General features: G+C 57.6%; 28 protein-coding genes. 20 read left to right on the top strand and 8 right to left on the bottom strand.

From position 1 onward, the window contains the following. The first annotated feature begins 38 nt into the window (after positions 1-38). From KF767_03405 to KF767_03390, 4 genes are read left to right on the top strand one after another with little or no spacing between them, the layout of a single operon-like run. Positions 39-3548, top strand: a complete 3510-nt coding sequence (locus KF767_03405) for a response regulator (protein ID MBX3016912.1) — start codon at positions 39-41, stop codon at positions 3546-3548. Beyond that, a complete protein-coding gene (locus tag KF767_03400; protein ID MBX3016911.1) occupies positions 3545-4366 on the top strand; it encodes a protein-glutamate O-methyltransferase CheR in 822 nt (273 codons plus the stop codon). The genes KF767_03405 and KF767_03400 overlap by 4 nt, the downstream gene beginning before the upstream one ends. A 1-nt stretch (position 4367) precedes the next feature. Further along, positions 4368-4955 (top strand): chemotaxis protein CheB, encoded by a 588-nt coding sequence (locus KF767_03395; GenBank protein ID MBX3016910.1) that lies wholly within the window; start codon positions 4368-4370, stop codon positions 4953-4955. A gap of 6 nt (positions 4956-4961) precedes the next feature. Continuing rightward, positions 4962-6617 carry a response regulator gene (locus KF767_03390; GenBank protein MBX3016909.1) on the top strand — a complete coding sequence of 552 codons (1656 nt, stop codon included), beginning with the start codon at positions 4962-4964 and terminating at the stop codon, positions 6615-6617. A gap of 19 nt (positions 6618-6636) precedes the next feature. Here KF767_03390 and KF767_03385 read toward each other — a convergent pair whose 3' ends face one another. Continuing rightward, the gene (locus KF767_03385) at positions 6637-6915 is read right to left on the bottom strand and encodes an Hpt domain-containing protein (protein ID MBX3016908.1); all 279 of its coding nucleotides are present in this window, start codon (positions 6913-6915) and stop codon (positions 6637-6639) included. Between the two features lie 167 nt (positions 6916-7082). On the opposite strand from KF767_03385, the gene KF767_03380 reads away from it, so the two are divergent. The 5 genes from KF767_03380 to KF767_03360 all read left to right on the top strand — a co-directional run bounded on the left by KF767_03380 (position 7083) and on the right by KF767_03360 (position 10207). Beyond that, on the top strand, positions 7083-7328 hold the full coding sequence (locus KF767_03380; GenBank protein ID MBX3016907.1) for a hypothetical protein: 246 nt from the start codon (positions 7083-7085) through the stop codon (positions 7326-7328). 34 nt (positions 7329-7362) lie between these two features. After that, positions 7363-7683: a hypothetical protein gene (locus tag KF767_03375; GenBank protein MBX3016906.1), complete on the top strand. Its 321-nt coding sequence runs from the start codon at positions 7363-7365 to the stop codon at positions 7681-7683. Positions 7684-7769: 86 nt separating this feature from the next. Further along, positions 7770-8327: a hypothetical protein gene (locus KF767_03370; GenBank protein MBX3016905.1), complete on the top strand. Its 558-nt coding sequence runs from the start codon at positions 7770-7772 to the stop codon at positions 8325-8327. Positions 8328-8406: 79 nt separating this feature from the next. After that, positions 8407-9168: a hypothetical protein gene (locus KF767_03365; protein ID MBX3016904.1), complete on the top strand. Its 762-nt coding sequence runs from the start codon at positions 8407-8409 to the stop codon at positions 9166-9168. Between the two features lie 4 nt (positions 9169-9172). After that, complete coding sequence (locus KF767_03360) at positions 9173-10207, top strand: HTTM domain-containing protein (GenBank protein ID MBX3016903.1); 1035 nt, start codon at positions 9173-9175, stop codon at positions 10205-10207. A 74-nt stretch (positions 10208-10281) separates the two neighbouring features. Here the strand turns inward: KF767_03360 and KF767_03355 are convergent, their stop codons facing one another. Further along, entirely contained in the window at positions 10282-11088 is an 807-nt protein-coding gene (locus tag KF767_03355; protein MBX3016902.1) for a methyltransferase, read from the bottom strand. 10 nt (positions 11089-11098) lie between these two features. Further along, a complete protein-coding gene (locus tag KF767_03350) occupies positions 11099-11530 on the bottom strand; it encodes an NUDIX domain-containing protein (GenBank protein MBX3016901.1) in 432 nt (143 codons plus the stop codon). Positions 11531-11764: 234 nt separating this feature from the next. Here KF767_03350 and pstS point away from each other — a divergent pair, with 234 nt between their 5' ends. The 5 genes from pstS (at position 11765) to pstB (KF767_03325) (ending at position 16206) form a co-directional block, all read left to right on the top strand. Continuing rightward, positions 11765-12844 carry a phosphate ABC transporter substrate-binding protein PstS gene (gene pstS, locus KF767_03345; protein MBX3016900.1) on the top strand — a complete coding sequence of 360 codons (1080 nt, stop codon included), beginning with the start codon at positions 11765-11767 and terminating at the stop codon, positions 12842-12844. Between the two features lie 99 nt (positions 12845-12943). Further along, positions 12944-13807 (top strand): phosphate ABC transporter permease subunit PstC, encoded by an 864-nt coding sequence (gene pstC / locus KF767_03340; GenBank protein ID MBX3016899.1) that lies wholly within the window; start codon positions 12944-12946, stop codon positions 13805-13807. Beyond that, positions 13780-14670, top strand: a complete 891-nt coding sequence (pstA, locus tag KF767_03335; protein ID MBX3016898.1) for a phosphate ABC transporter permease PstA — start codon at positions 13780-13782, stop codon at positions 14668-14670. Before pstC ends, pstA begins: the two co-directional genes overlap by 28 nt. Further along, positions 14667-15428, top strand: coding sequence for a phosphate ABC transporter ATP-binding protein (gene pstB, locus KF767_03330; GenBank protein MBX3016897.1), 762 nt, complete (start codon positions 14667-14669; stop codon positions 15426-15428). Before pstA ends, pstB (KF767_03330) begins: the two co-directional genes overlap by 4 nt. 1 nt (position 15429) lies before the next feature. Further along, a complete protein-coding gene (gene pstB / locus KF767_03325; protein MBX3016896.1) occupies positions 15430-16206 on the top strand; it encodes a phosphate ABC transporter ATP-binding protein in 777 nt (258 codons plus the stop codon). 11 nt (positions 16207-16217) lie between these two features. On the opposite strand, the gene KF767_03320 is transcribed toward pstB (KF767_03325), so the two are convergent. From KF767_03320 to KF767_03305, 4 genes are all read right to left on the bottom strand, one after another. Next, positions 16218-17330, bottom strand: coding sequence for a glycoside hydrolase family 5 protein (locus tag KF767_03320; GenBank protein MBX3016895.1), 1113 nt, complete (start codon positions 17328-17330; stop codon positions 16218-16220). 244 nt (positions 17331-17574) lie between these two features. Next, positions 17575-17964 carry a glycine cleavage system protein H gene (locus tag KF767_03315; protein MBX3016894.1) on the bottom strand — a complete coding sequence of 130 codons (390 nt, stop codon included), beginning with the start codon at positions 17962-17964 and terminating at the stop codon, positions 17575-17577. Positions 17965-18068: 104 nt separating this feature from the next. Then, positions 18069-19481, bottom strand: a complete 1413-nt coding sequence (gene glnA / locus KF767_03310; GenBank protein MBX3016893.1) for a type I glutamate--ammonia ligase — start codon at positions 19479-19481, stop codon at positions 18069-18071. 94 nt (positions 19482-19575) lie between these two features. Continuing rightward, on the bottom strand, positions 19576-19914 hold the full coding sequence (locus tag KF767_03305) for a P-II family nitrogen regulator (GenBank protein ID MBX3016892.1): 339 nt from the start codon (positions 19912-19914) through the stop codon (positions 19576-19578). 158 nt (positions 19915-20072) lie between these two features. On the opposite strand from KF767_03305, the gene KF767_03300 reads away from it, so the two are divergent. From KF767_03300 to KF767_03280, 5 genes are read left to right on the top strand one after another with little or no spacing between them, the layout of a single operon-like run. Continuing rightward, positions 20073-20675 (top strand): gamma-glutamylcyclotransferase, encoded by a 603-nt coding sequence (locus tag KF767_03300; GenBank protein ID MBX3016891.1) that lies wholly within the window; start codon positions 20073-20075, stop codon positions 20673-20675. Next, entirely contained in the window at positions 20647-21180 is a 534-nt protein-coding gene (locus KF767_03295; protein MBX3016890.1) for a tRNA (cytidine(34)-2'-O)-methyltransferase, read from the top strand. Before KF767_03300 ends, KF767_03295 begins: the two co-directional genes overlap by 29 nt. Before the next feature lie 49 nt (positions 21181-21229). After that, positions 21230-23929, top strand: a complete 2700-nt coding sequence (secA, locus tag KF767_03290; protein MBX3016889.1) for a preprotein translocase subunit SecA — start codon at positions 21230-21232, stop codon at positions 23927-23929. A gap of 20 nt (positions 23930-23949) precedes the next feature. Beyond that, the gene (locus KF767_03285; protein MBX3016888.1) at positions 23950-24996 is read left to right on the top strand and encodes a hypothetical protein; all 1047 of its coding nucleotides are present in this window, start codon (positions 23950-23952) and stop codon (positions 24994-24996) included. Next, a complete protein-coding gene (locus KF767_03280; protein MBX3016887.1) occupies positions 24993-25607 on the top strand; it encodes a hypothetical protein in 615 nt (204 codons plus the stop codon). Before KF767_03285 ends, KF767_03280 begins: the two co-directional genes overlap by 4 nt. A 3-nt stretch (positions 25608-25610) precedes the next feature. On the opposite strand, the gene bamE is transcribed toward KF767_03280, so the two are convergent. Next, a complete protein-coding gene (gene bamE / locus KF767_03275) occupies positions 25611-26054 on the bottom strand; it encodes an outer membrane protein assembly factor BamE (protein ID MBX3016886.1) in 444 nt (147 codons plus the stop codon). A 133-nt stretch (positions 26055-26187) separates the two neighbouring features. Here bamE and KF767_03270 point away from each other — a divergent pair, with 133 nt between their 5' ends. Continuing rightward, a complete protein-coding gene (locus tag KF767_03270; protein ID MBX3016885.1) occupies positions 26188-26700 on the top strand; it encodes a DUF1993 domain-containing protein in 513 nt (170 codons plus the stop codon). The last annotated feature ends 15 nt before the right edge of the window (positions 26701-26715 follow it).

Below are 26715 nucleotides of genomic sequence, written 5' to 3'. Positions count from 1 at the left end.
GAACAAGAATTTGCATCTCCTAAACGAAGTTGAGGTCCATGATGCCGAATCAGAACAGCGTTTTTAACCGCATTTTGCTGCAAAATGTGGCTTTGCCTATTGTCCTTGGCCTGGCGAGCGCCATGATTTTCGCCGGCCTGGTGACCTATTTGCTGAATTCGGCGCGCTGGGTGGAACACGCCGATCTCGTGATTTCGGAAACGCAAAGAGTGCAGCGGCGAATCGCCGACGGCGAATTGGGCCTGCGCGGCTACCTCATCACTCAAGATGAGCGTTTCATGTCGAGCATCGATCAGACGATTTCGAATTGGGACCAGGATTTTGACTCCTTGGTGAAGCTGACCGAGGACAATCCCGCGCAGCAACAGCGTTTCCAAAGGATCAGCGCGCAATTCAACGTCTGGAAGGCGACCGTCGAACGCGCGCTCGAGATGATTCGTCAAACGAACGGCCGCGACCTCGATCGTATCCGGTCCACGATCAGCGCGAACCGCACTCTTATGGATGACCTGCGCCGCAGCTTCCGGGAAATCATCGACGCGGAAGAATCCCTGCGGGTCACACGTTCCCGTGAAACGGAAACCTTCGCCAACGCCGTCCTGTTCATCGTCGTGGGCGTTTCCTTGGTGTTCTCGATATTTATCGCCATCATCGGTCGCCGCCACCTCATCTCTTTGTCCCGTTCGTACGAAGAGATTTTGCAACGGGTGAATCAGCAGAATGACCGTCTTATTCGTGAGAGCTGGTTCGAGCAGGGTCGCAGCGCTCTGGCTGAAAAGCTGATCGGCCAGCCGTCCCTCGCCATGCTGGGTGACAAGGGGCTGGCCATGATCGCGGACTTCCTGGGCGCGCAAATCGGGGCTTTGTTCGTGGCGGATCGTCACGGGCATGGGCGTTTCCGCCGGGTCGCGGGCTATGCGATGTCACCGCAAGAACTCGAAAAGCGGTTGGAGTTCAAGTCCGGCGAGGGGATGGTGGGGCAGGCCGTGAAAGAGGCGCGGGCGATCGTCTTCAATGAACTGCCGCCGGATCATTTCCGCATGTCCTCGGGAACCGGTGAATCGCAGGCCCGATCTTCTTTGATCTTCCCGGTACGCACCGCGAATGAAATCAACGCCGTGATCGAACTCGGATTTCAGGCCGCTCCGGATGAGCGTTCGCTGGAATTCCTGGAGCAAAACAACGCCAGTATCGCGAGCTCGGTCCAGTCGGCGAGATACCGTGAACAGCTGGAAGAGCTTTTGGCCGAAGTTCAATCACAGTCCGAAGAGCTACAGGCCCAACAGGAAGAGCTGCGGGTTTCGAACGAAGAGCTCGAAGAGCAGGCCCGCTTGCTGCGCGAGGCGCAAAGTCGCGCCGAGGCTCAAAACGTCGAACTCGAGCAGACCAACTCTCAGTTGGAGGAGCAGGCGGCGCAACTCGAAGAGCAGCGAAACGCGTTGGACCGTCGTAACGACGAACTGCTGCGGACCCGGCGTGAAATTGAAGACAAGGCCGGCGAGTTGGCCAAGGCGAGCCACTACAAATCCGAATTCTTGGCGAATATGTCACATGAGTTGCGGACGCCTTTGAACAGCTCACTGATTCTTTCGCAGCTCTTGTCCGAGAATCGCGCGGGTAATTTGAACGCGCAGCAAATCGAGTACGCGAATCAAATCACCCGTTGCGGTCGGGATCTCTTGGTTTTGATCAATGACGTTCTCGATATCTCGAAGGTTGAATCCGGCAAGATGGATGTTCATGCCGAAAACGTGAACATCGAAGGAATCGTGCGCGATTTGAACTCCATGTTCCAAATGCAGGCGAAGGACAAAGGTCTCGAATTCCAAGTCGAAGCCGAAACCTCGCAGAAGTCGATTTTCACTGATCGTCAGCGCATGGAGCAGGTTTTGAAGAACTTGATCTCGAACGCGCTCAAATTCACCGAAAAAGGCAAAGTCCGTGTCGTCATCAAGGATTCGCCGCGGACGCCCGGGCAGCTTCTCTTCTCGGTCAGCGACACGGGAATCGGCATTAAGCCCGAGCATTTGGATTCGATCTTCGAAGCCTTCCGTCAGGCGGACGGCACCACCAGCCGCAAATATGGCGGCACGGGCCTGGGCCTTTCGATTTCGCGTGAGCTGGCGCGTCTACTGGGCGGTGAAATCAACGTGATTTCCAAAGTCGGCGAAGGGTCCACTTTTGATCTTGAGTTGCCGGTTCAGTATCGGCCCGAGGCGCAAAGCGAACCCGCGCGGACCGAGCCCCGCGCGACTCCGCAACTGAAGGAAAACATCGCGAAATTTGTGAAGTCGGCTCCGGCGTCGACGGAATCGAATCGCGAGGCGGTGGATTCACCGAATGAACGCAACCGCGACGTGTTGATCGTCGAGGATGATCCGATCTTCGCGAAGATCGTTCAGGAACTCGTTCAAGAACTCGATTTCAAACCGCATATTTTCTCGACGGCGGAAGCCGGTTTGGAGTTCGCGATTTCGCGTCAGCCCTTCGCCGCCGTTCTGGATGTGAATCTTCCCGACTACAGCGGACTTTACGTCCTTGATCAGTTGAAATCGAATCGCCGGACCCGTCATATTCCGGTGCATATGATTTCGGTCGAGGATTTCTCGACCCGGGCCCTCGAGATGGGCGCGGCCGGTTATCTGCTGAAACCCGTCAAGCGGGAAGAGATCGGCAAGGCCCTGCTCGAAATGCGCAAACTTTCGGAACGTCCTCAGAACGTTCTGGTGATTGAAGATGACGAAGCCCAACGCATGGCGATTCGTGGCTTGATTGAAGGCGAGCGCGTGCAGATCACGACCGCAACGACCGGTAAAGAAGCTCTCGCGCTCTTGCGCGAACGCGATTTCGATTGCATCGTTTTGGATCTGACTTTGCCGGACACGAGCGGCGGCGAGCTGCTCGAGGTCATGGCGCAAGATCGCGAACGTCGTTACCCCCCGGTGATCGTTTACACGGGACGCGATCTCTCTCCGACGGAAGAGGCGCAGCTGAAGCGTTACTCTCAATCCATCATCGTCAAAGGCGCGCGTTCACCCGAACGGCTCTTGGATGAGGTCACCCTGTTCCTGCACCGGGTGGAATCGACTTTGCCGGCGGATCAACAGAAGGTGCTTTCGGAACTTCGTAGCCGTGAGAAGGTCTTGGCGGGACGTCACCTGTTGCTGGTCGACGATGATATGCGGAATGTCTTCGCTTTGACGGCCGCGCTGGAGCAACGAGGCGCCACATTGAGTGTCGCCCGTAATGGTCAAGAGGCCGTCGACTTCCTGAAAAAGCAGGTCGAGACGAATCAAAAGGTCGATCTGGTCTTGATGGACGTGATGATGCCCGTGATGGATGGCTACGAGGCCATGCGCCAGATTCGCAAGATGTCCGAGCTGCGCAAGCTTCCCATCATCGCGTTGACCGCGAAGGCGATGAAAGATGATCGCGACCGCTGTCTCGAAGCGGGGGCGAGCGACTATCTGCCGAAGCCCGTCCAAGTGGATAAACTTCTTTCGCTGATCCGTGTGTGGTTGGCGGCGCAAAACGGACACCGTAGATGATCGATGGCGTGGAAGACGTTCAACTGAAGAGCTTCGCGGATATGGTCCTTGCGACCTATTCGTACGATTTTCGTGGATACGCGAAAGCGAGCCTCAAGCGTCGGATCAAGACCGCGTTGAATCAGTTGGGCGAACTCGAGTTCGACGTCTTCCAAGAGCGGGTCGCGAAGGATCCGGCTTTTTTTTCGCGCGTTTTTCAGTACCTCACGGTTTCGACGACCGAAATGTTTCGCGACCCATGGTTCTACGCCGCCTTTCGCAAAGAGGTCATTCCGTTCCTGCGTACGTATCCCTCTTTCCGTATTTGGATCGCGGGCTGTAGCACGGGGGAAGAGTTCTATTCGTACGCGATCATCCTCGAAGAGGAGGGTTTACTGGATCGTGCGACGATCTACGCCACGGACTTGAATCAAGAAAATTTACGGCGTGTCGAGCGCGGTATTTACTCGTTGGAACGGGCGAAATTGTACTCAGAGAATTACCTCAAGACGGGTGGATCCTCATCTTTGTCGGATTTCTATCACGCCGATTACGATGGCATCATCATGGATCAGCGTCTGAAAAGAAACGCGGTCTTCGCCGACCACTGTTTGATCACGGATAACGTTTTCACCGAGGCCCAATATGTCTCTTGCCGGAATGTTTTAATTTATTTCGAGAAAGCGCAGCAGGAGCGGGCGTTGCGCTTGTTCCGTGATTCGTTGAGTCCGCGTGGTTTCCTCGGATTGGGGACGAAAGAAAGTCTTCGCTTCTCGGAAACGGGCGTGGATTTTGAAGCGGTCCCCAACACTCCTTCCATCTATCGAAGGAAACATTGAGATGGCGCGGGCGTTGAAACACGTTTTGGCCATCGGCTGCTCCGCCGGCGGGACCGAAGCTTTACGGCACCTTTTTATGCGAAGAATCGTTCCGGAGAACGTGGCGGTCATCGTGGTGCTTCACGTGGGCACCGTGAGTCCCGACATCCTGCTCGATTTCCTGCGCGTCATTACGAACTGCCCCGTGAACGAGGCCGAGTCTCAAGAGCCCATTTTGGGCGGGCGGATTTACTTCGCGCCACCGGGATACCATTTGCTCGTTTCGCCCGAGGGAAATTTTGAACTGAATGTGGATGATCCGGTGAATTACTCGCGTCCTTCGATCGATGTGTTGTTCGAAAGCGCGGCCGAAGCCTTTAAAGAGAAAGTGGTGGCAGTCGTACTGACGGGCGCCAATCACGACGGCGCCGCGGGGGCCGCGCGGATCATGGCTTTGGGGGGGCAGGTCCTGATTCAATCTCCGAATGAGGCCGAGCATCCGCAAATGCCGTTGGCGGCCATGGAGGCGACCCGTGTTAAGAAAAGTTACTTCCTCAACGAAATGGCCGCGGCTTTAGAGCAAAAAGGGCTGATCGAAAAGAAGCACTGATATAGGATGAACGACGTGAACCCGCTGAACGGCATTCCCAAGGCTAAACTTCTTATGGTCGATGATCGGCCAGAGAATATTTTTGCGTTGACGAACCTGCTGGTCGACTTGCACGTCGAAATCATTCCGGCCCGTTCGGGGCCGGAGGCTTTGCGTCTTTTGCTGGAGCATGACTTCGCGCTCGCGCTCTTGGACGTGCAGATGCCCGAGATGGACGGGTTCGAGTTGGCCGAACTCATGCGGGGCGTGGACCGAACGAAAAACGTGCCGATCATCTTTTTGACGGCGGCGGCGGATCGTACGAACTTCGAGTTCCGCGGTTACGAGAGGGGCGCGGTCGATTTTCTTTTCAAGCCCATTAACTCGCACGTTTTGATTTCGAAAGTGAAGGTCTTCATCAAGCTTGCGGAAGGGGCCCATCTCCTCGAAGAGAAAGTCCGCGAAGCCGAAACCGCGCGCAAAGAAGCGGAACTCGCGAAACGCGCGGCCGAGCGCGCCGATCAGCTGAAATCGTCATTTTTGGCGAATATGTCCCATGAAATCCGGACTCCTTTGGGCGCGCTGATGGGATTCGCGGAGCTGTTGCAGGGGCCGGATCTTGGGGACGACGAGCGCGGCGCTTATCTGGAAATCATTCTGAAGAATAGTCGCAACCTCCTGTCCTTGATCAACGAGATCTTGGACTTGTCGAAAGTGGAATCGGGACACTTGGAAGTCGACGTCAAGACCATGGCGGTTCACGAGGCTTTGGATGAAATCCTGCTCTTGCTGAATGCGGTGGCGACGAAGAACCAAACTCAAGTTGAGCTCGTCACCGAAGACTCGATGCCCGAAAAAATCCGGACGGACGCGCTTCGTTTCCGCCAGATGGTGACGAATGTCGTCAGTAACGCGATCAAGTTTTCACCCAAAGGCAACGTGCGGGTGGTCGTGGGCGGCCAAAAAGAGAACGGCAAAACGAATCTGATCTTGGATGTCGTCGACACCGGCATCGGCATTTCGCAAGAGAAGGTTCAGAATCTTTTCAAACCCTTCTTCCAAGGTGATTCGAGCGTTTCGAAGAAGTTCGGCGGCACGGGGTTGGGTTTGGCTCTGTCGCGGAAGTTGGCGCGGCTCCTGGGCGGCGATATCCTCTTCGTCGAAAGCACTCCCGGTCAGGGAAGTCATTTCCGTGTTGTCGTCGAAGATCAGCCGCCGACGGCGGGATCCACCGTCGAAGAGGAAGCGGTCCCCTTGCACGAGGTCGGCACCGACCTCGGCGAATTGCGCGCGCGTCGCGTGCTCGTCGTGGACGACTCCGAAGACAACCAACTTTTGATCAAGACGGTTCTTGAACGCTACGGCGCGCGAATCGAACTCGCCAACGATGGATTCGAGGGCATCGATAAGGGGCGTACGGGCGAATTCGATTTGATCTTGATGGACTACCAGATGCCTCAATGCGACGGGCTGCAGGCCACGCGGAAGCTGCGGGAACTGGGCGTGCGGACCCCGATCGTCGCGCTCACCGCGAATGCGATGAAGCACGAACGAGAGAACGCCATCAAAGCGGGATGCGACGACTATCACTCCAAACCCATCCAGTGGGACGAATTGGTCGGCACGATCCAGCGTCTGATCGCGACGCCTAAAGCCGCCAAAGCGGAATACGCCAAAAACTAAAGAACGGATTGATTCGCGCTTAGACGGGCAAGCGGCTTTCGGTCGTTTTGATCCAGAGTTCCATGGCGTCGAGAAGCTCGACGCCTTTCGTGGAAAGTTCGGCGGCCGAGAGAGCCTCCATCTTCTTTCCGAGTTCCGCTAAATCGTCGTAACCGTAAGTGGGCGCGTTGCCCTTGAGCTGGTGTCCCAGCGTATTGAAAGGCTCGACGTCGTTGTTCTGCGCGGCTTGGCGCAGGCGTTCCAGGTCGGCTTTCCGGCGCTTGTGATAATTTTGATAGAGTTCGGGGGGCAGTTCCATCGCAGTCATGATTCAGAAATAGTTCAATTCAAAATCGGCCTCAACACCAATTTGGTCCAGACGGGCGTTGGCCCCGGGATCTGCCCCTTTTTTCCCAAAATCCGTTGGTCTGATGATTGCTGTGGTCAGATTCAGAGTTTGCGGACCCTGTCACACCGGAGGACCCCATGGACCAGGACCCGAAAAAATCTGAACTGCACGAGAAGTACGGCCAGTCGCCGGAACAAGCCGATCGCGCGAATCGCGAGGGTTACAAGTCCCTCGAGGAGCAAGCGGAAGAGGTTCGTAAAGAACGCGGACCAAACACCGATTCCGACAAACAGGAGCAGCAGATCGAGAACGAGTTCGAAGCGGAAGCGGACGCTCACCCGCAGCAGACTGGCGAACACGCGAAACCGACCCCGGTTCGCTGATTGAATGAATCACCAAACCCATCAGGAGGAATCGATGAACTACGTGAACGGAAATGTGAATTCGGAAAACATCAAATCGACCGCTAAAAAAGGCGCGCAGCAAGCGAAAGACTTCGCGGCGGACGTCGAAAGCGAAGCGAAGTCGGCGGTCAGCAAGATCGAAGACTACACCGCGGACATGCAGTCGATGGTGAAGGCTCGTTGGGCCGACATCGCAGACAATGCACAAGCTTACCGCGAAGTCGCGGAAGGCTACGTGAAGAAAAATCCCGCGACGACGATCCTGGGTGCCGCAGCTCTTGGATTGGTGGCGGGTTCGCTGCTGACGCTGGCCCTGCGCCCCTCGCGCAAATAAGTTTTGACGATTTTTAGAGATGACGACGCGCGATCCTGAGCCGGATCGCGCGTCCGTTTGTGACTTCCGTTGGAAAGGACTGCCCGATGTTCCGTGTTCTCTTGGTTTTGATCAGCACGTTGGCCCCGTTGTTCGTGGCGAAAGCCGTGAATGGCTCCATCGAAACTTCGAAAGCGTTGACCGCAAATGCGGTGGACCGCATCTCGGCGCGGATCTTTCGCCAAATGACTTGGACGTTGATCGGAAGTTCCTTCCTCGCGACGGGAGTGATTCTGGGCGCGCTCGAAGCGGCCGAAATGTGGGGCGTGGCTTTCACCCCGACGTTGGGAGTGAAACTGGGGCTCGTGGTGTTGGGGGGCGTGAGTCTCTTCATCGGCCTGCGCAAACCCGAACCCTTCCGCATGGACGAAGTAAAACAAAAACCCGCCGAGACGGGCGCGGACTGGCAAGCTTTGCTGGCCATGGTTTTAGAGAAGCTCAAAGCCTCGGCTGAGGCCAGCCATGCGGAAGCCGAAGCGGCTTCCCGTCGTGGGAAATCGGACCTCAGTCCGGAAGAGCTGGATCGCATCGTCGCGGCCCTGCGGGACCAGCCGAACGCTTACCGTTCGCGGCCTTCGCAAGGTCCGGACCTGTCGGCTCACTAACGGTCGAGCTTGTCCATCCGTGGGCAAAACGATGTAATGAAGGTGCATGCGCACCACCGCTAAACCCAAGAAACCCCCCATGAAATGGCGGCCCGGTCTAAATCCATGGACTTGGGCCTTTGGCTATTTGCTGATCGTGTGTTTCGCGCATTGCTCGGAATTCGATCCCAACGAGCGCGGTCTGTCGCCGATCGGTGAACTGACCACGAAGCTCGAAGCGCCTTTCGCGCGTCGTGAAAAGCACGTTCTCGACACGACTCCGCTTCAGTCCGCCTCACGTATGATTGATCGTTTGCGGCGTTTACCCGATCCCGCGCCCTCCCCGGCGGCGGGGGCGACGGCGGTTTTGGTCGCGCCTTCGGGAGTCACGGCCGGCACGGGTGTGACGGAGGCTCCGACCGAGACGGGCTCCGGCTGGTCGCTGAAACGCGCGCTGTTCACCGTGATCGACGGCGCGGGCTTGCGCCAAAATTGGCGGCTGTTCCAGCTGCCGCATCCCGAGGTCCTTGGCTACGAAGTGAAGTCTTACTATCGCGAGGTGAAAGCGGGTTCGGACCTTTACGCCTCGAGTTTCAGTCGTTGCCTGGAGCTCGACGATCGCGGCCAATGTCACCCGTCGATCGGCAGTCGTTTGGAGTTCGAGATGTTGCGCGAGATGGAGCGGCGTCGTTCTCCGGATATCTACGATGCCTTCAGCCTTCATTGGGCCGGAAAAACCGCGCGCCCGGTGAGCGAAGTGTTCCGTCGCTATGAATTCGTCGTTTATCGTCATGCCTTCAAACTTTCAAAGGACTTCTCTAAACGTGGCCACGCGCAGATCCTCTACGCAAAAGATTTTTGATCGCGTGTCCGCGGGACTGGCGAAGTACGAGCGCCCGGTGGACGTGCGGCAGTACGCGGCTTTGCGCGCGATCTTCGGCTTCTTGAGCTGCTGGTATTTCATCGAGCGCATGCCGTTCGTGTGGTTGTACCTGTCGAGCGGCGGCTGGCTCAGCGACGCGGTCTTTTCGGAAAGCTTCACGACGCTGTTCCGTCTGCCGGTCGTGTTCCAGTATTGGCCGACGCTGGTCGGTCTGTTCATGGTGTTCATCCTGGCGTCCCTTTTCTGGATGTTGGGCATTTGGACGCGCTGGACGGGGATCGTGACCTGGGTGGGGCTCGTCGCGATCGAGAATCAGAATCCGCTGATGGGCTTTCCCGGCTCGGAGATTCTGCGCTTGGTGGTGCTGCCGCTGCTTTTCGTGCCGACGGGCGGGATGTGGTCGCTGGATACGTGGTTCCATCCCTATATGCAGAAGAAAACCGCCTCGCCGATTCCGCTATTCCTGATTCGCGTTCAGGTCATCGCGCTCTTCGTGCTTTCGGGATATTCGAAGCTGCAGAGTCAGTACTGGCTTGAGGGCGATGCGCTGATCTATCTGCTGCTGAACCCTACCGTGTCGCGGATTCCGCCGGTCTGGGTGGCGGAGTTTTCTTGGTTCTTCATTCCGCTCAGCGCGGTCGTTTCGCGCTTCTGGATGTTCTTCGAAGTGTTATTCCCGATTCTGTTGATCTTCCCGATCATCCGTCGACCGGTCGCAAACTTCGCATCGATCCTAATCCTATGCTCGCTGCTAATGATGCGCTTAAGCTGGCAGCCACTCTCACTGATGTCGCTCTTCGTGGCATTCTTCACTTTGCCCGAGATCCGCCAGATCGAAGTTCGCGCCGCCGAACTCGCACGCATCGAAGGCTGGCGCTGGCGCCGCCTCGCTATCCCGAACCCGCTCTTCCATGTCCGCGAAATCGCCATGCGCTACGAAAACTACTCCGCCGCCCTCCAACGCAATCTCCGCGAATCGCCCGCCCATCCGGAATCCGGCAAGGTACCCCCGACCTAAGGTACCACGTACCGCGTGCGGTACGTGGTACCTTCCGGAAAGTACCTGCTACTTTCTGGAAGGTAGCGTCTACCTTACGGGACGCGGGCGGTGGCGCGGACGAAAGCGTAGAAGAAGACGGCGTCTTTGGCTTTTTTGACGCGTTCGACTTCGCGTTTCATTTCGCGGAGGTCTTCGGGAGTGATGCGGCCCTCTTTGAGGAGCGTCTTTTCGGCGCTCAAGAGGATTTGGTAGAAGTACTCGGTGAAATCGGCGCGGCGTTCGGGTTCGCGTGAATCGAAATGGCAAGGGCGTACTTCGGTTTGGATATCGACGAAGCCGGCTTCTTTGAGCAAGTGGCCGAGATTGCCGCCGATGAAGGGATGTCCCTTGATGGTCCATTGGTAATCGTTGAACTGCGCCCAGAATTTCAGGTACGCGGGGCTGTAGGGCTCCATGAACAGCGTTTGGTTGAAAACTTCCGTGCAGTAGATCTTCGCGCCCTTGCGGAGGTGAGTGCGTGCGCGCTTCAGAACTTTCAAAGGTTCGGGCACATGTTCAAGGAGCCAGCAAATGAAGGCCGCATCGTAGTCCTTCTTCGGCAGATTCAGCTTCTGCGCGTCGGCCTGTTTGAGTTTCACTCGGCCGTTTTTGATGTAGGTCCGCAGCTCTTGCTCGGCCACCGCGATTTGCTGTGGATTGAAGTCCACGCCTTGGATTTTCAGATCGGGAAATCGGCGCAGCAGGATCTGTGATTGCGCGCCGACGCCGCAGCCGATCTCGAGAAGATTTTTTTGAAACTCCAGATCGATCCCCGGGTAAACGTAGGGTTCCAGGAAGCGGGCTTGGTGAAGCAGGCGGTTTTGTTCCTTGCGGTCGAATCCGTGCAAATATTCCGACATGGGAGTTCCTTTATTCGGCGCGATGGTGTTTTTCGATGAGCTCTTCGATCGCCGAAAGAATCTCGTGGGTGTAGCCGAACTTCTCTTTGATCTCGTTCAGCGGGACCCACGCGACGCCCTTATTGTAATCGCGATCTTCGACGGAGTCTTGGAGCGGCGAGAGAAGCCGACCCCAGTAGAAAATGGTCAAGCAGTCGTAATCTTCCCCATCCCAGTAGAAGAAGTACTCGCGGTCGATGGCGGATTCGGCATCGACGCGGACCCGGAACCCGGTCTCTTCCCACGTTTCGCGTTCGGCGGCTTCGGGGGCGGTCTCTTCGGCCTCGATCGCGCCGCCCGGAAGGAAGTAAAACTCCTTCTGGCTGCTGGGATCGACGGCAAAAAATGAAAGGATTCGACCGTTATGAATGAGGACCGTGCTGGCCCGGACGCGACTCTTCATAGACGCTCAGTTTGCCATGCGCGGGGGGACTCGCTCAAACCCGTGTGGAAATGAGCGATATCTTTGGACTTCGGTCGCCCGCGAGGGCCCGAATCTGGGCAATTTTCAGGGCGAAATCAGCCCGTTGACAGACGTGACGCATTGCAATAGGAAAGCTACCTGAATCCTGACATGACACTGACAAAGGCCCCCCGTAGCTTCGGGCAAAATCAAGCCAAGCAAGGAATTTTCCTCATGAATAAGCTTTTTGCGTCCGCTTCGAAGAACCTCGGTCAAATCATCGATTGGCACCTGGTCCTGAGCTCTCTGATCGCACTTTTAGCCTTCGTGATCGGAGCCCGGGCTCTCGCCGCCCCGATGATCAACGGCGCCGGCGCCACCTTCCCTGAGCCGATCTACACCAAGTGGTTCAGCGAGTTCCAAAAAAAGAATCCCACGATCGCGATCAACTACCAAGGCATCGGCAGCGGCGGCGGCATCCGCCAGCTGATCGCGGGCACTGTCGACTTCGGCGCGAGCGACGCGCCGATGACCGACGCGGAAACCGCGAAAGTCTCGAAAAAAGTTCTGCACATCCCCACCGTCATGGGTGCGGTGGTCGTCAGCTACAATTTGAAGCTCTCGGCTCCGTTGAAGCTTTCGGGACCCGTGATCGCCGAGATGTTCAACGGCACCATCACGAAGTGGAACGACGCGAAGGTCGTGGCGCTGAACCCCGGCGTGGCCCTTCCGGACAAACAAGTCATCGTCGCGACCCGCTCGGACGGCAGCGGAACCACGGCGATTTTCTCGGAGTACTTGGCGCAGGTCAGCCCCGCGTGGGCCGGCAAAGCGGGCAAAACCGTGAACTGGTTCCGCGGCAGCGTGGGCGCGAAAGGCAACGCGGGCGTCGCGGGCCTGATCCAGCAGTCGGAAGGCGCGGTCGGTTACATCGAGTCGGTCTACGCCCTGCAGAACAAACTGCCCTTCGCCCACGTTCAGAACAAAAAGGGCAAGTTCGTGGCGCCGGACGTGGCGAATATCTCGGCATCGATTCCCGCGAAGGCGGTCGGCGACATCGAGAAACAGGACTTCAAATCGTCCATCGTCAACGCGGACGGAGACGCGGTTTACCCGATTTCGGCCCTGACGTGGCTTCTGGTGAACGAGGAAATGCCCAAAGAAAAGGGCGAGCAGCTCGTTCAATTCTTGAACTGGACAATGTCGGATGAAGCGCAGAAGATGGCAACCGATATGAACTACGCTCCGTTGCCGAAAGAGCTCCGCACGAAAGTGCTGGCGCGCATGAAGTCCATCAAACTGCAGTTGCAATAATCCAAGAGATTTGTGGCGAGCCTTCTTCAACGATTTTTAGCAGGCGCGAAACGTGAGGTCCGGACGGGGGACCTCATCTTTTTTAATGGCCTGCGATTGTTGGGGATCGTCGTCATCGTCCTGTTCATTTTGATTTTCATGTTTTTGCTGACGAACTCGCGTCCCGCGTTCGAAGCCTTCGGTCGCGGTTTCGTGTTCGGCCGCGAATGGATCCCCTCGGAAGAGGTTTTTTCGGTTCTCGCGTTCGCCTTCGGTACGATCGTTTCCTCCCTTTTGGCGTTGATGTTCGCATTGCCGATTTCGGTCGGCTCGGCGATTTTTTTGACCGAGTTGTGCCCCTCGTTTTTACGCCGACCGCTGCGTTTTCTGATCGAGATGCTCGCCGCGATCCCATCGGTCGTTTACGGTCTGTGGGGGATCTTCGTGCTCGCGCCCTTTGTCCGCGCGACGATCCAACCCGGCTTGGCCGCCGCGTTTCCGTATTTCGGTCTTTTCGAAGGTCCGCCCTACGGTGTCGGCCTTTTCACGGCGGGCTTGATTCTGGCGATCATGATCATCCCGACGATCACCTCCATTTCGACCGAGGTTTTCGATTCGATCCCGAACCTTTACCGTGAGGGCGCGAAGGCCCTTGGCGCGACGGAGTGGGAGACGATCAAAACCGCGGTGTTGGGGCCGGGCATGAGCGGCGTCGTCGCGGCGTCGATCCTGGGGCTCGGCCGCGCGGTCGGCGAAACCATGGCCGTCACGATGGTCATCGGAAACCGCGCCGACATTTCGCCTTCACTTTTTTCTCCTTCGGCGACGATGGCGTCGGTCATCGCGAACGAGTACGCCGAGGCGAACAGCGACCTGCACATCTCGAGTCTGCTCGGGGTGGGTCTTTGTCTTTTGATTCTGTCGGTTGCGATCAACTCCATTTCGAGGATCATCATTTGGCGAGTGCGAAGAAAGACTATCTAAATTCCGCCTCGATCCAACGGATGGCGAAGATCCGCAAGATCAAGAGCGTCTTCATGACGTTCTTGATCGGCGTGCTGACCGGCGTGGCCGTTCTGCCGCTGTTCTTGGTCTTTATCTTCGTGATCCGTAACGGTCTGCCGGCGATGAACATCGAGTTCTTCACGTCGTTGCCGGCGCCCGTGGGCCAGCCGGGCGGCGGAATGGCCAACGCGCTCGTCGGAAGTTTGATCATGGTCGCGATCGCGGGTTTGATCGCGGTGCCCGTGGGCGTTTTGGTGGGTGTCTTGCTTTCGGAATACCGCGAAGACAAATTCCCCTCGGTCGTACGCTTCGTCGTGGACCTGCTGATCAGCGTACCGTCGATCGTGATCGGTCTTTTCGCGTACGCCCTCGTCGTCGTACCGATGAAAAGCTTTTCGGGATGGGCGGGGATCTCGGCCTTATCCATCATCATGTTCCCGCCGATCGTGAAGGCGACCGAGGAAGTCCTACGTTTGGTGCCGAATTCGGTGCGCGAGGCCGGACTTGCGTTGGGTCTGAGCCGTTGGCGCGTTTCGATCTACGTCGTCCTGAAGGGCAGTCGTTCGGCCGTCACGACCGGCGTGATCTTGGCGCTGGCGCGCGTGGCGGGCGAGACCGCGCCGCTGCTCTTCACGGCATTCGGAAACCGCTTCTGGCCGACGTCGCTGAGTCAGCCGATGCCGTCGCTGCCGGTCCAAATCTATACCTACGCGATCAGCCCCTTCAGCGACTGGCACCGTCAGGCGTGGGCGGGAGCCTTCCTGCTTTTGATGGTCGTCTTCATCATCAACGTCCTGGCCCGCGTGCTGTTGACCCGCGGATCGGGCGGGAGCCGCACATGAAGACGCTCGTCGAGATCCGCGATCTGAAAGCCGGGTACGGCAAATCCGAGATCGTGCACGGCATTTCGCTCAACGTTCTTGAAAATGAAGTCGTCGCATTGATCGGGCCTTCGGGCTGCGGAAAATCGACGTTCATCCGTTGCCTGAATCGCATGCACCAGGAAAATCCCGGCGCATGGGTGCAGGGCCAAGTCATCGTCGACGGCCGCGATATCTACAGCTCGGGCGTCGATCCCGTCGAAATTCGCGGTCGCATCGGCATGGTCTTCCAAAAGCCGAATCCGTTCCCTTCGATGTCGATCTACGACAACGTGGCCGCGGGGCTTTCCCTCAACCGCAACGCGCCGAAACGCAAGGAGCTCGACGAAATCGTGGAGCGTTCGCTCGTGCGCGCGGCTTTGTGGAACGACGTGAAGGACAAACTCAAATCGCCCGGCGCGAGCCTGTCGGGCGGCCAACAGCAGCGTCTGTGCATCGCCCGCGCGCTCGCGGTCGATCCGACGGTGCTTTTGATGGATGAGCCGACGAGCGCGCTTGATCCGATCTCGACCGCGAAGATCGAAGAGCTGCTCGCGACCATGAAGAAGGACGTCACGGTCATCATGGTCACGCACAATATGCAGCAGGCGCGCCGGATCTCGGACAAGACCGCGTTCTTCCTGAACGGGGATTTGGTCGAGTTCGCCCCGACGTCGAACATCTTCACCAACCCGCGCGAGGCCCGCACCGAGGCTTACGTCACCGGAAGGTTCGGTTGAGATGATCGTGAATCCTCCGGCGGAAAAGGCCCGCGTCGAAAACCTCGATTTCTACTACGGCGCGACCCACGCTTTGAAAACCGTGCGCATGCCGATCTACGAGAATTCGGTCACCGCGCTGATCGGCCCTTCGGGTTGCGGTAAAACGACGCTGCTTCGTTGTTTCAACCGCATGCATGACTTGTATTCGTCATCACGCTACAGCGGCGAGATCCTGATCCAGCCCGAGAATCAGAATCTGCTCGGGCGGGGCGTGGACCCCATGACGGTGCGGATGCGGATCGGGATGGTCTTTCAGAAACCCAATCCTTTCCCGAAATCGATTTACGAGAACGTGACCTACGGTCTGCGCATTCAAGGTATCCGCAAGAAGACTTTCCTGATGGACAAATGCGAGGAGAGCCTGAAGCGGGCCGGACTTTGGGACGAAGTGAAGGATCGCCTGAACGATTCGGCGCTCGCGCTTTCGGGCGGTCAGCAGCAGCGTCTGTGCATCGCCCGCGCGCTCGCGACCCAGCCCGAGCTCTTGCTGCTGGACGAACCGACGAGCGCCCTCGACCCCATCAGCACCGGCCGCATCGAAGAGCTGATTCTGGAGTTGAAGAACTCGATGACGATCCTGACCGTCACGCACAATATGCAGCAGGCGTCGCGGATTTCGGATTTCACGGCGTTCATGTATCTGGGGCAGCTGATCGAGTTCGGTACGACCACGCAGATCTTCACGAACCCCCGTGAAGCCAAAACCGAAGAGTACATCACTGGCCGCTTCGGCTAGGCGTTTCCGCTTTATTCTTCCGGGGGAAAGTTTCGAACGAGGACATCCATCTGGGCGCGGTCTACGCCGTTGTCGGGCTCGATCGTGAACATATAAGAGCCCAACCACGGACCGCCCGACCAGTACGAATAGCCCAACCACACGTCGCGGTTCGTAGTCAGCAGTGCCATCACGGCGTCGCCTTCGCTCATGCAGAGGGCGTTGGTGGACCAGCCGATTTCGCCCAAGAACAGTTGCACGCCTTGGGCGCGCGCCCATGCGGTGACGCCATTCAGGCGTTGATGTGAGTCCGCGATGCAGGTGGCGCTGGTGCCCGACGAATCCGAATCGAGATACTGGTGGATTTCGATCGCGAAGTTCGAATCCTGGAAGCCCTCCCAGACTTGGGCGTTCCCACTGCTGATCCAGGAGTGACCACCGGTCCAAGATGTGCCCGGAACCAGAACCTTGTGTTTCGCGCCCGTCGCGCGAATGGCGGCGACCGCGGCGGCCGCACTTTGCTGCCAGTACGAGGCGGTCTGCACGAAGGGCTCATTCATGATGCCAAACCAGACGTTCGCGTCGTTTTTGAAAGCGACGGCGACACGGGCCCAAAAGTCCGCGAATTCCGCGTTACTGACTTCGCCGGCGATGCCGATCAGTCCCTCGTTGCCGTTCGCCATGCGGAGTTTGCCGTAGTTGTGCGGATCGAGAATGACGATCAATCCTTCGCTGCGGGCGGCGTTCACCACGTCACGCAGATGGCCCAGTTCCGTCGTGTCCAAAGCTCCGTTGCGGGTGGGTTGCAGGCGATTGCCGTCAAAGGGGAGGCGGATCACTTTCAGGCCCTTGTCCGCGTAGTATTTCATCTGGCTTTGATTCGGGAAGACGTAGTCGGTGAACAGTTGGGCGTTCGGTTTGCCTTCGTTGTATTCGCCGCCGCTCAGGTTCACGCCGGGATAGAAGATCGCCTTTTCCACGACGGGGGTTGGATCGGGAGTGGGGGTTGGCGCGGCATCGAGACCTTCCCGCGCCGGAAGTTCATTCATCATGAGGGCGGATTGGCCGCAGTTTTGAAAACCGAAGGCGATGGTGGCCAACAGCAAGGTCGCGCCGAAGACGGTCTGAATTCTGGCGACTCTCATGCTCACCCCTTGATTCCCTACCAGCTTAACGGAGAGAGGGGGTCCGAGGCGAGCGCGGTCTCAAAACCATCGCGGATTTCGCCCCTTGGGGGAGGTCTTTCGTCCCATTCCAGATCAATGGCGAGGCTTTTTGGGGAATAAAAAAGCGCCCCTGCGGGCGCTTTTCTTAGACAGCAGCGCCCCTGCGGGCGCTTTTCTTAGACAGCAGCGCCCCTGCGGGCGCCGCTCGTTCGGGACGAGAAGCCTAATCTTCGTCGTCCTCGTAGTCTTCGTCTTCTTCTTCCTCGTCGTCCTCATCCTCATCGTCTTCGTCGTCTTCATCTTCCTCGTCGGGCTCTTCGTAGTCTTCTTCCGACTCGATTTTGAAGAGCCAACCGTCGTAGGGATCTTCCTGGATGAGCGAGGGGTCTTCCATAACGGCCGAGTTGATTTCGGTCACGACGCCGGTGACGGGAACGTAAACGTCCATTTGTCCGTCATCGGTTTCGATGCTGCCGCAAACGACTTCGGCTTCGACGGATTCGCCTTCCGCGGGCAAGTCGAGGGCGGTGATCTTTTCGATCTCGTCCACGGCGTCTTCGTTGATGCCGATCGTGTAGACGTTGTCTTCGCGCTGGAACCAAAGATAGCCCATGAAGTTGCGGTACTGTTCTGCCATTGCCGTTATCCTTTACTCAAAAAAAAGCACGTCGTTTCGGCGACGTGCTTTGCCTTCGGCCGAGATTTTTAAATCTCAGACTACATGTCGTAGTACAAGTGAAACTCGTAGGGCACGGGGCGTTGTTGGATCGGGCGGATCTCGCGGTCGATCTTGTAGTTGTACCAAGTGTCCAAGAATTCCTGCGAGAAGACTTCGCCCTTCATCAGGAAAGAACCGTTGGTTTTCATGTGGTTCAGCGACTCTTCCAGCGTCCCCGGGATCGACGGCACTTTCGCCGCTTCTTCCGGAGGCAGTCCGTAGATGTCCTTATCCAAGGGCTCGCCGGGGTGGATCTTGTTCATGATGCCGTCGATGCCGGCCATCATCAACGCCGCTTGCGCGAGGTAGATGTTCGCCATGGGATCGGGCGTACGGAACTCGATGCGTTTCGCTTTCGGATTGGAACCCGAGTTCGGGATCCGCATCGCCGCCGAGCGGTTTTTGAAGCTGTACGCCAGTTTGATCGGGGCTTCGAAGCCGGGAACCAGGCGTTTGTACGAGTTCGTCGTGGGGTTGATGATCGCGCACAGGGCCGGGGCGTGTTTCAAGATCCCGCCGATGTAGTAGAGCGCCGTTTCCGAAAGACCCGCGTATTTGTTGCCCGCGAAAAGGTTTTTCCCGTCTTTCCACATCGACATATGGATGTGCATACCCGAGCCGTTGTCGCCGTAAAGGGGCTTCGGCATGAAGGTGACGGTCTTGCCGTGGCGGCGCGCGACGTTGCGGATGATGTATTTGAACCACATCATCTTGTCGCCCATTTCAACCGCCGAGTCGTATTTGATGTTGATTTCGGCTTGGGCCGACGCGACTTCGTGGTGCTGACGCTCGACTTGCATTCCGCAACGTTCGAGCTCCAGGCACATTTCCGCGCGCAGATCGTGTTGCGAATCCGTGGGCAAAACGGGGAAGTAGCCTTCCTTTTGACGGGGTTTGTAACCGAGGTTGCGTCCGCCTTCGTCGCGTCCCGTGTTCCAAGTCGCCTCGTCCGAGTCGATTTGGTAGAAACCCGAATTCGAAGACTGATCGTAGCGAATGTCGTCGAAAATGAAGAACTCGGCTTCGGGGCCGAAGTAACAGGTGTCCGCCAGGCCGGTCGACTTCATATAGGCGACGGCTTTTTTCAGGATGTTGCGGGGATCGCGATCGTAGGGTTGCAGAGTCTCGGGCAAAACCACGTCGCAGATCAACGAGAGCGTGGGGACTTCCATGAAGGGGTCCATCATCGCGGTTTTGGGATCGGGTTTGACCACCATGTCCGACTCTTCGATGCCGCGCCAGCCGCGGATCGAGCTTCCGTCGAAGCCGAGTCCCTCTTCAAAGAACTCGTCGGTCAGCGCGGCTGTCGTCACGCTGAAGTGTTGCCACATGCCGAGCATGTCGCAGAATTTCAAGTCGACCATGCGTGCGCCTTTTTCCTTCGCGAACGCAACGACCTCTTTTGGTGTCATCGATCCTCCTTTAAGAGACCCAAGTTTACGGGGTCTCTGGGTTAAAAAACTCATGAGCCCCGTTCGCGTCGGTCACCCGAGGTGACACGACCGCTTACAGGGCGGCTTCGTCGCTTTCGCCAGTGCGCACGCGCACCACATTTTCGACGGAAAGGACGAAAATTTTTCCGTCGCCGATCTTGCCGGTGTAAGCGGACTTGCGAATTGTTTCGACTACGGAATCCGCAAGCGCACTCGAAACAACGATTTCCAGCTTCACCTTCGGAATGAAATCCACGACGTACTCGGCGCCTTTGTAGATCTCGGTGCGTCCCTTCTGACGGCCGAAGCCGCGGACTTCCGATACGGTGACGCCTTCGACGCCGATGTGCGAGAGCGCCTCGACAACGTCGTCAATTTTAAAAGGGCGAATGATCGCTTCGATTTTTTTCATTTTGGTTTCATTCAGATCTAACTCAGCTGGGGCACATAGGGAAGCAAGTAACGCAACTTAAATAATAGAGTTCCTGCACTGGAAAAGGCTTTGAGGGCGGGGGTGTGGTTTGTTATGCACACCTCAATCAACGACTTTATTGATTCGAGGGGGGATCAATGACGGAGTTCAAACTGTTCGTTTACGGGTCCATGTCTGAGGGCATGGTACATTACCCGAAAATCGCCGATTTCGTGCAAAACGCCCAAGAGGCCCAGATCCGGGGACGCTGCTACCGCCTGAAGGTGGGCTTTCCCGTCGTGACGGACGAGGCCGAGGATCTGATCGCGGGTCAGTTGCTGACGGTCGCGGCGGATTCCACTTTGCTGCTCACGCTGTTGGACGAATTTCACGGTGTGAAACCGCAAGAGCCCGAAAAGAGCCTGTTTTTTCGGCGCGAGGTCAACGTGCAGAGCGCGGACGGCATCGAAAAGGCCTGGGTTTACATGGCCAATCCGCGCAAAATCTCGCTCGGCGCGACCGTGATCGAAGGCGGCCTCTGGCGCGAGAAACTGGCCACCGAGCCGGCCTTGACAGAGAAGCTGACCGATCGGCAAAAGCAGTACATCCAGCGACTGGGCGCTTCGACGGGACGGGAAATCGTGCCGATCGACCTCGCTTTGTATCGCGAATTGATGAACCTTGAGATGATCGTCGACAAAGGCCGTCGTCTCGCACTGTCGAAGTTGGGGCATGAAGTTTACCGTTACCTCGGAAGATGAAATCTTGAAGGAAGGCCAGCCTGTGTCACCTGACGGTACACCGGTTGGCGAGCCTCTTTTCCGTGTCTCTTTGATCGAGCCCGAAATCCCGCAAAACACCGGCAATATTGGTCGCACGTGCGTCGGTATGAACTGCCACCTCGATCTGGTCGGGGAACTCGGATTCAACATCACCGACAAGAATTTGCGCCGCGCCGGATTGGATTACTGGCAGCACCTGACTTGGAAACATTTCGCGGAGATCCCGGATTGGGAGCAAACGCTGAGAACACCGTCGCGGGTGTTCTACTTTTCCGCTTACGCGACACGCTCGATGTACGACGTCGAGTACCAGAAGGGTGACACCTTCGTTTTCGGTCGTGAGACGCGGGGGCTGCCCGACGACATGTTGCAGCGAAATGCTGATCGTTGCCTGCAGATTCCGATTCTGGGGCCGGTTCGTGGCTACAACGTCGCGACTTCGGTCGCGATGGTCCTGACCGAAGCCTTCCGGCAGGTCCGCTAAACCCGAAATCTTTGCCAGGGGATATTTAGAGGACTAGGCTGATCAGTCTATGATTCAAGCCGTACTTCGTAAAGTTTTTGGCACCAAGCACGAGCGCGACATGAAGGCGCTCCAACCCCTTATCAGCCGGATCAACGGTTTTGAGCCCGCCCTGCAAGCGCTCTCGGACGAGCAGCTTCAGAAAAAGACGCCCGAGTTCAAAGAACGTTTGGCGAAAGGCGAAACCCTGGACGACATCCTCCCCGAAGCTTTCGCGGTTTGCCGTGAGGCTTCGCGCCGGGTTCTGGGGATGCGTCACTACGATGTCCAGCTGATCGGCGGGATGACGCTCCACTCGGGAAAAGTCGCCGAGATGCGAACGGGGGAAGGAAAGACGCTCGTCGCGACGCTCGCGGTTTATCTGAACGCGCTCAGCGGAAAAGGCGTCCACGTCGTCACCGTCAACGACTACCTCGCGAAACGTGACGCCGAATGGATGGGTCGTTTGTACAACTGGTTGGGTCTTTCGGTCGGGATCATCGTGCATGACCTGACGGACGCCCAGCGCCAGAAGTCGTACGGTTCCGACATCACTTACGGAACGAACAACGAATTCGGTTTCGATTATCTGCGCGACAACATGAAATTCGACCGCGCGGACATGGTTCAGCGCGAGCTGAACTTCGCGATCGTCGATGAGTGCGACTCGATCCTGATCGACGAAGCGCGGACGCCGCTGATCATCTCGGGACCCGCGGAATCTTCGACCGACAAGTATTATACCGTGAACAAGGTGATCCCGCATTTGAAGCGCGACGTGCACTTCACCATGGAAGAGAAGACGAAAACCGCGTCTTTGACCGACGAGGGGAACGCGAAGGTCGAAGAGCTTCTGGGGATCGGCAACCTGTACGATATCGAAAACATCGAGCTGCTTCACCACATCAACCAAGGGCTGAAGGCGCACTTTCTGTATCGCCGCGACGTGGAGTACATGGTGAACAACGGCGAAATCGTCATCGTCGACGAATTCACCGGTCGTCTGATGCCGGGACGTCGTTGGTCGGACGGTCTGCACCAAGCGATCGAGGCGAAAGAGGGCGTCGAGGTGAAGTCCGAGAACCAAACTCTCGCGACGATCACCTTCCAGAACTATTTCCGGATGTACTCGAAGCTCGCCGGCATGACCGGAACCGCGGACACCGAAGCGGTCGAGTTGAAGAAGATCTACAACTTGGATGTCTCGGTGATTCCGACGAACAAAGGCATCAAGCGCGTCGATCACAATGACGTCGTTTACAAAACGGAAGTCGCGAAGTTCCGCGCGATCGCGCAGGACATCGCCAGCAGGTACGAAAAGGGTCAGCCGATCCTCGTCGGTACGGTATCGATCGAGAAGTCCGAGACGCTATCTTCGTTCTTGAAAAAAGAAGGCGTGAAACACGAAGTCCTGAACGCGAAACACCACGAGCGCGAGGCTGAAATCGTCGCGCAAGCGGGACGTAAGGGCGCGGTCACCATCGCGACGAACATGGCGGGTCGTGGAACGGATATCGTTCTGGGCGGGAACCCCGAGATGCTCGCGAAGAAAGCCTTCCCCGATTTGGAAGAGGGGACTCCCGAGTTCGAAGAGCAGGTGAAGACCTTCAAGCGCCAGACCGACGGCGAGAAGCAAGATGTCTTGGCGGCCGGTGGTCTTTACATCATCGGAACCGAACGTCACGAATCGCGCCGGATCGACAACCAGCTGCGCGGTCGTTCGGGTCGTCAAGGTGACCCCGGTGAGTCGAAGTTCTATCTCTCGCTCGAAGATAACCTGATGCGGATTTTCAACGGTGAAATGATCCAAAAGATCATGAACCGCATGAACGTTCCGGATGATGAGCCCATCGTCGCGGGCATGGTCACGCGTTCCATTGAAGGCGCGCAACGTAAAGTCGAAGGTCACCACTTCGATATTCGTAAGCACTTGTTGGATTACGACAACGTCATGAACCAACAGCGCCAGATCATCTACGGCACGCGTCGCAAGGTTTTCGAAGGCGACGGCGTCGAGCGCACTTACCTCGACAACTTGGGCGATCTGGTTTCGCAAGTGCTGGACAGCCACATTCCCGAAGACGCCAAAAAAGAGGACTGGAATCTGGAAGGCCTGAACACCGCGCTCGCGCAGCAGTTCGGCGTGCAGATCCAATTCCCCACCGCCGACAAACTGACCGGCGAGGCGGTGACCGAAGCGGTGTCGAAAGCCGTGAAGGACACCTTCGATCGTCAGAAAGCCGCCTTGGGAGAGAACTACGGTCAGATCCAAAAGATGATCCTGCTGCAGTCGATCGACCAGAAGTGGAAAGAGCATCTGCTGCGTATCGATCGCTTGAAAGAAGGCATCAGCCTGCGCGGTTACGCGCAGAAAGATCCGGTCATCGAGTACAAGAAGGAAGCTTTCGCCGCGTTCGAAGCTTTGAACAACGCGATCAAATCCGACTCGCTCGAGAAGTTCTTGAAAGTCCAACTCGTGTCGCCCGAGCAAATGCGGGCGATGGAAGCGATGATGGAGCAACCCGATTTCGATGGCATGAACTTCCAGGGTGGCGACGAAGGCGTCGCGGGCGGAGCCTCGGCACCGGCTCGTGAAGCTGGACCTTCCGCAGGTTCGTCGGGTCCGACCCGGCAGAAAGCCCGGATGACCCTGGGACCTGGTCCTGGACCTGAGGACGGACCGCAGATGAATCGGGCCCAGCGCCGCCAAATGGCGAAGAAACGGAAGTAAATCTTCGCTATACTATTCCCATGGGGAGCCTCGGTTTCTCCATGGGGATGGGAATGTCCGCGAAGTGTCCGAAATGTAAAACGACATTAGAAGATGCCGACTTCGGCATTAAAATCTGCGCGAACGCGGATTGCGGCGCCATGCTGTTCGTCGACTTCGACGGATCCGTGCAGCTGTCGACGGATGTCGCGCCCGAAGCGCCCGAAGCGCCCGCGCCAGCCGCGCCTCAGCCGGCCGCACCTCCGCCGGCCGCACCTCCGCCGGGCACTCCGACTGCGGAATCCGTGCCCATGATGCATGTGCGGTCCCACTACGACAGCGCTTCGTCGGCGAAAGAAGAAACGTTCCCGCACGCGGTTCCTTATCCGGGGGACGAGGTCCCCGCCGAGATCGCGCAGGAAGTGGCGGACTACGATTTTGCGGCCGATCTTGAGCCCGTCGAGACGGAGACTCCCGCCGAGAACCTTGAGGTCGCCGCGGAGTATTCCGAGATCGATCCCGAAGCGTCGGCGCCTCCGTCGGCTCCGACATGGCTCGATCAACCAAGCTCCCATGCCGAAACCGTCGTGCTCGGTGCGGAAGAGCCGGATCTTGCCGCGCATATTCCGCCGCCGCCGCCCGAGCTGGTGGCCGCATCGGAAGCGGAAGGCGCGGACAACCCGATGAACGAAGCGGATTGGTTCGATCAGCCCTTGGATCATCAATCGTTCACGACTCCCGAAAAGATGAACGTCAGCGCGGATCAAACCGTGGATTTTTCGGACGTAGTGGAGTTCGCGAACAGCGCGCAGCTGGATCACAGTCCGCTGGCGTACACGCTTTGGATCGAGGGCATCGATTCGGGCGAGATCCGCGCGCGCGTCGAAGACGTACTGTCGGATTCGCGCCTGAACTTTCATTTGAGCGACGTCATGAAGAACTTGAAAAAAGGCGTGTTGGAGCTTCGCGATCTGAATCCGGTGAAGGCGAGTTACATCGCCTCGCGCCTGCGGGCCGAAGCCGTGAACTTCCGCTGGCGCCAGTCGATTTTCGGTGCGGATGCCGAAAGCGAAGGCGGGGCCGCATGATCCATTGGGTTGTCATGGCGATTCTTGTGCCGATGTCGACGTTCGCCAGCGAGGCGCCCCCGGCGGACGCCCATGGCGCGGCTCCTGCCGCGGGCACCGCCACCGCTACGGAAGCGCCTCCGTGGGCGGAGGTGCAATCCCGAATGCTGGTCTACAAAGGTCAACGCCAGCAGTTGATGTCCGAGATGACGAAACTGCGCGAAGAGCAGCAGCATCTGAAGATGGGGACGGCCGCCATGAAGGCCAAGGGCCAAGAGATCGTGAAGAAGTACAAAGAGTATCGTGAGCACACCGAGGAATATAACAAACTGCTCGTGCAATTGCGGTATCGTTATCCCGAGCGTTTGGCGAAAGAAGCGCTGAAGGTTCATAAGACCGAGGAGGTCCCTTCGCTGGAAGAGCTCGAACAGCAAATGGATCTGGATGCGCGGCTGACGCAGTCGTTGTCCCGCGCGCGTCAGCAGTACGGAGTGAGCGCGCCCTCGGGGGCGGCTTCACCTGTGGAAGGGCGTCAGCCGAGTTCGGCGACGGAGAATGCGGGGCAAGAACCCGCGTCCGGAGATGAGCCGCCGACCCTGCGAGAGTCCCTGCCGATCAAAGTCCGCAAATAAAGATTACTGAACGGGATCGAAGGTCGGCACGTAGCCGGGATTGCTTTCGGTGCCGCGCAATTCGCCTTCGTAGTTTTCGAGCTGGCGTGACGCTTCCTCGCGTTGGCGACGGATGCGGTCTTCGACTTCGCGGTTCGAGGCCTCATTAATAACGTCCTGCTGTTCCGCCGAAACCGGGGGAACGAACTTCGCGCCGACGTAAGCGGCTTTGCCACCGTCGAAATGGACTTCGCGTTCTTCGCGCAGTTCACGTTCGTAGTAGATGTAGGTCCAACGGTCCATTCCGCGCCAGCGCTGGGTGCGCTGCGGGGTCCCCATGATGTCGAGGACCTCGGCCTTTTCCATGCCGGGTTTCACTTTCGTGAAATCGGTCCCCATGGATGTCTGACAACCGGCGTTCAGCAGAAGCGCGAGCACAGATGTCACGAAGACCGCGAGCTTTCTCATTCTTGAATCAGTTTAAAGCAGTCGCCGCGGGGGCTCAAGTCGGGTGCCTTGTTTTGAGACGGTGTCCGGGATAGAACTGGACCACCCCTTTAAACCGCTCATGGTCGGGTAAAAACCGTGAAAACGAGGACCCATGAATCTGTATGACGTGATGATCCCTCAATACCTGCGCACCCTGACCGCCGCCGAAGCGATCCTGAAGAAGGCCGCAGCCCATGCCGACATGAAGAAGTTCGATGTTCAGGTTTTGCTGAACGACCGCTTGGCGCCGGATATGTTGCCGCTCGGAAAGCAGATCCAGATCGCCTCGGATGCGGCCAAGATCAGCGCCGGGTTTTTGACCGGCACGACCCCGCCGAAGTTCGAGGACAACGAGGTCACCTTCGCCGAGTTCCAGGCGCGTCTGGCGAAAACGAAAGAGTATCTGTCGACCTTGAAGCGCGAGCAGTTCGAAGGCGCCGAAAAACGCAAAGTCGAATTGCCCCGCAACCCGGGCGAGTTCATGACCGGAATCGACTACGCGATGTCGCACGCGATGCCGAACTTCTTTTTCCACATGACGACGATGTACGCGATCTTGCGCCACAACGGCGTCGAGATCGGCAAGAAGGACTTCCTGGGCGCGCGCCCGTTCCAGAAGCTGTAGAAAGAAAAAAGCCCC

It is taken from the genome of Pseudobdellovibrionaceae bacterium (assembly GCA_019637875.1).
Lineage (GTDB): Bacteria > Bdellovibrionota > Bdellovibrionia > Bdellovibrionales > Bdellovibrionaceae > JAHBUW01.
The sequence above is the reverse complement of the archived record's forward strand: the minus strand, read 5'-3'. Positions and strand labels throughout refer to the sequence as shown.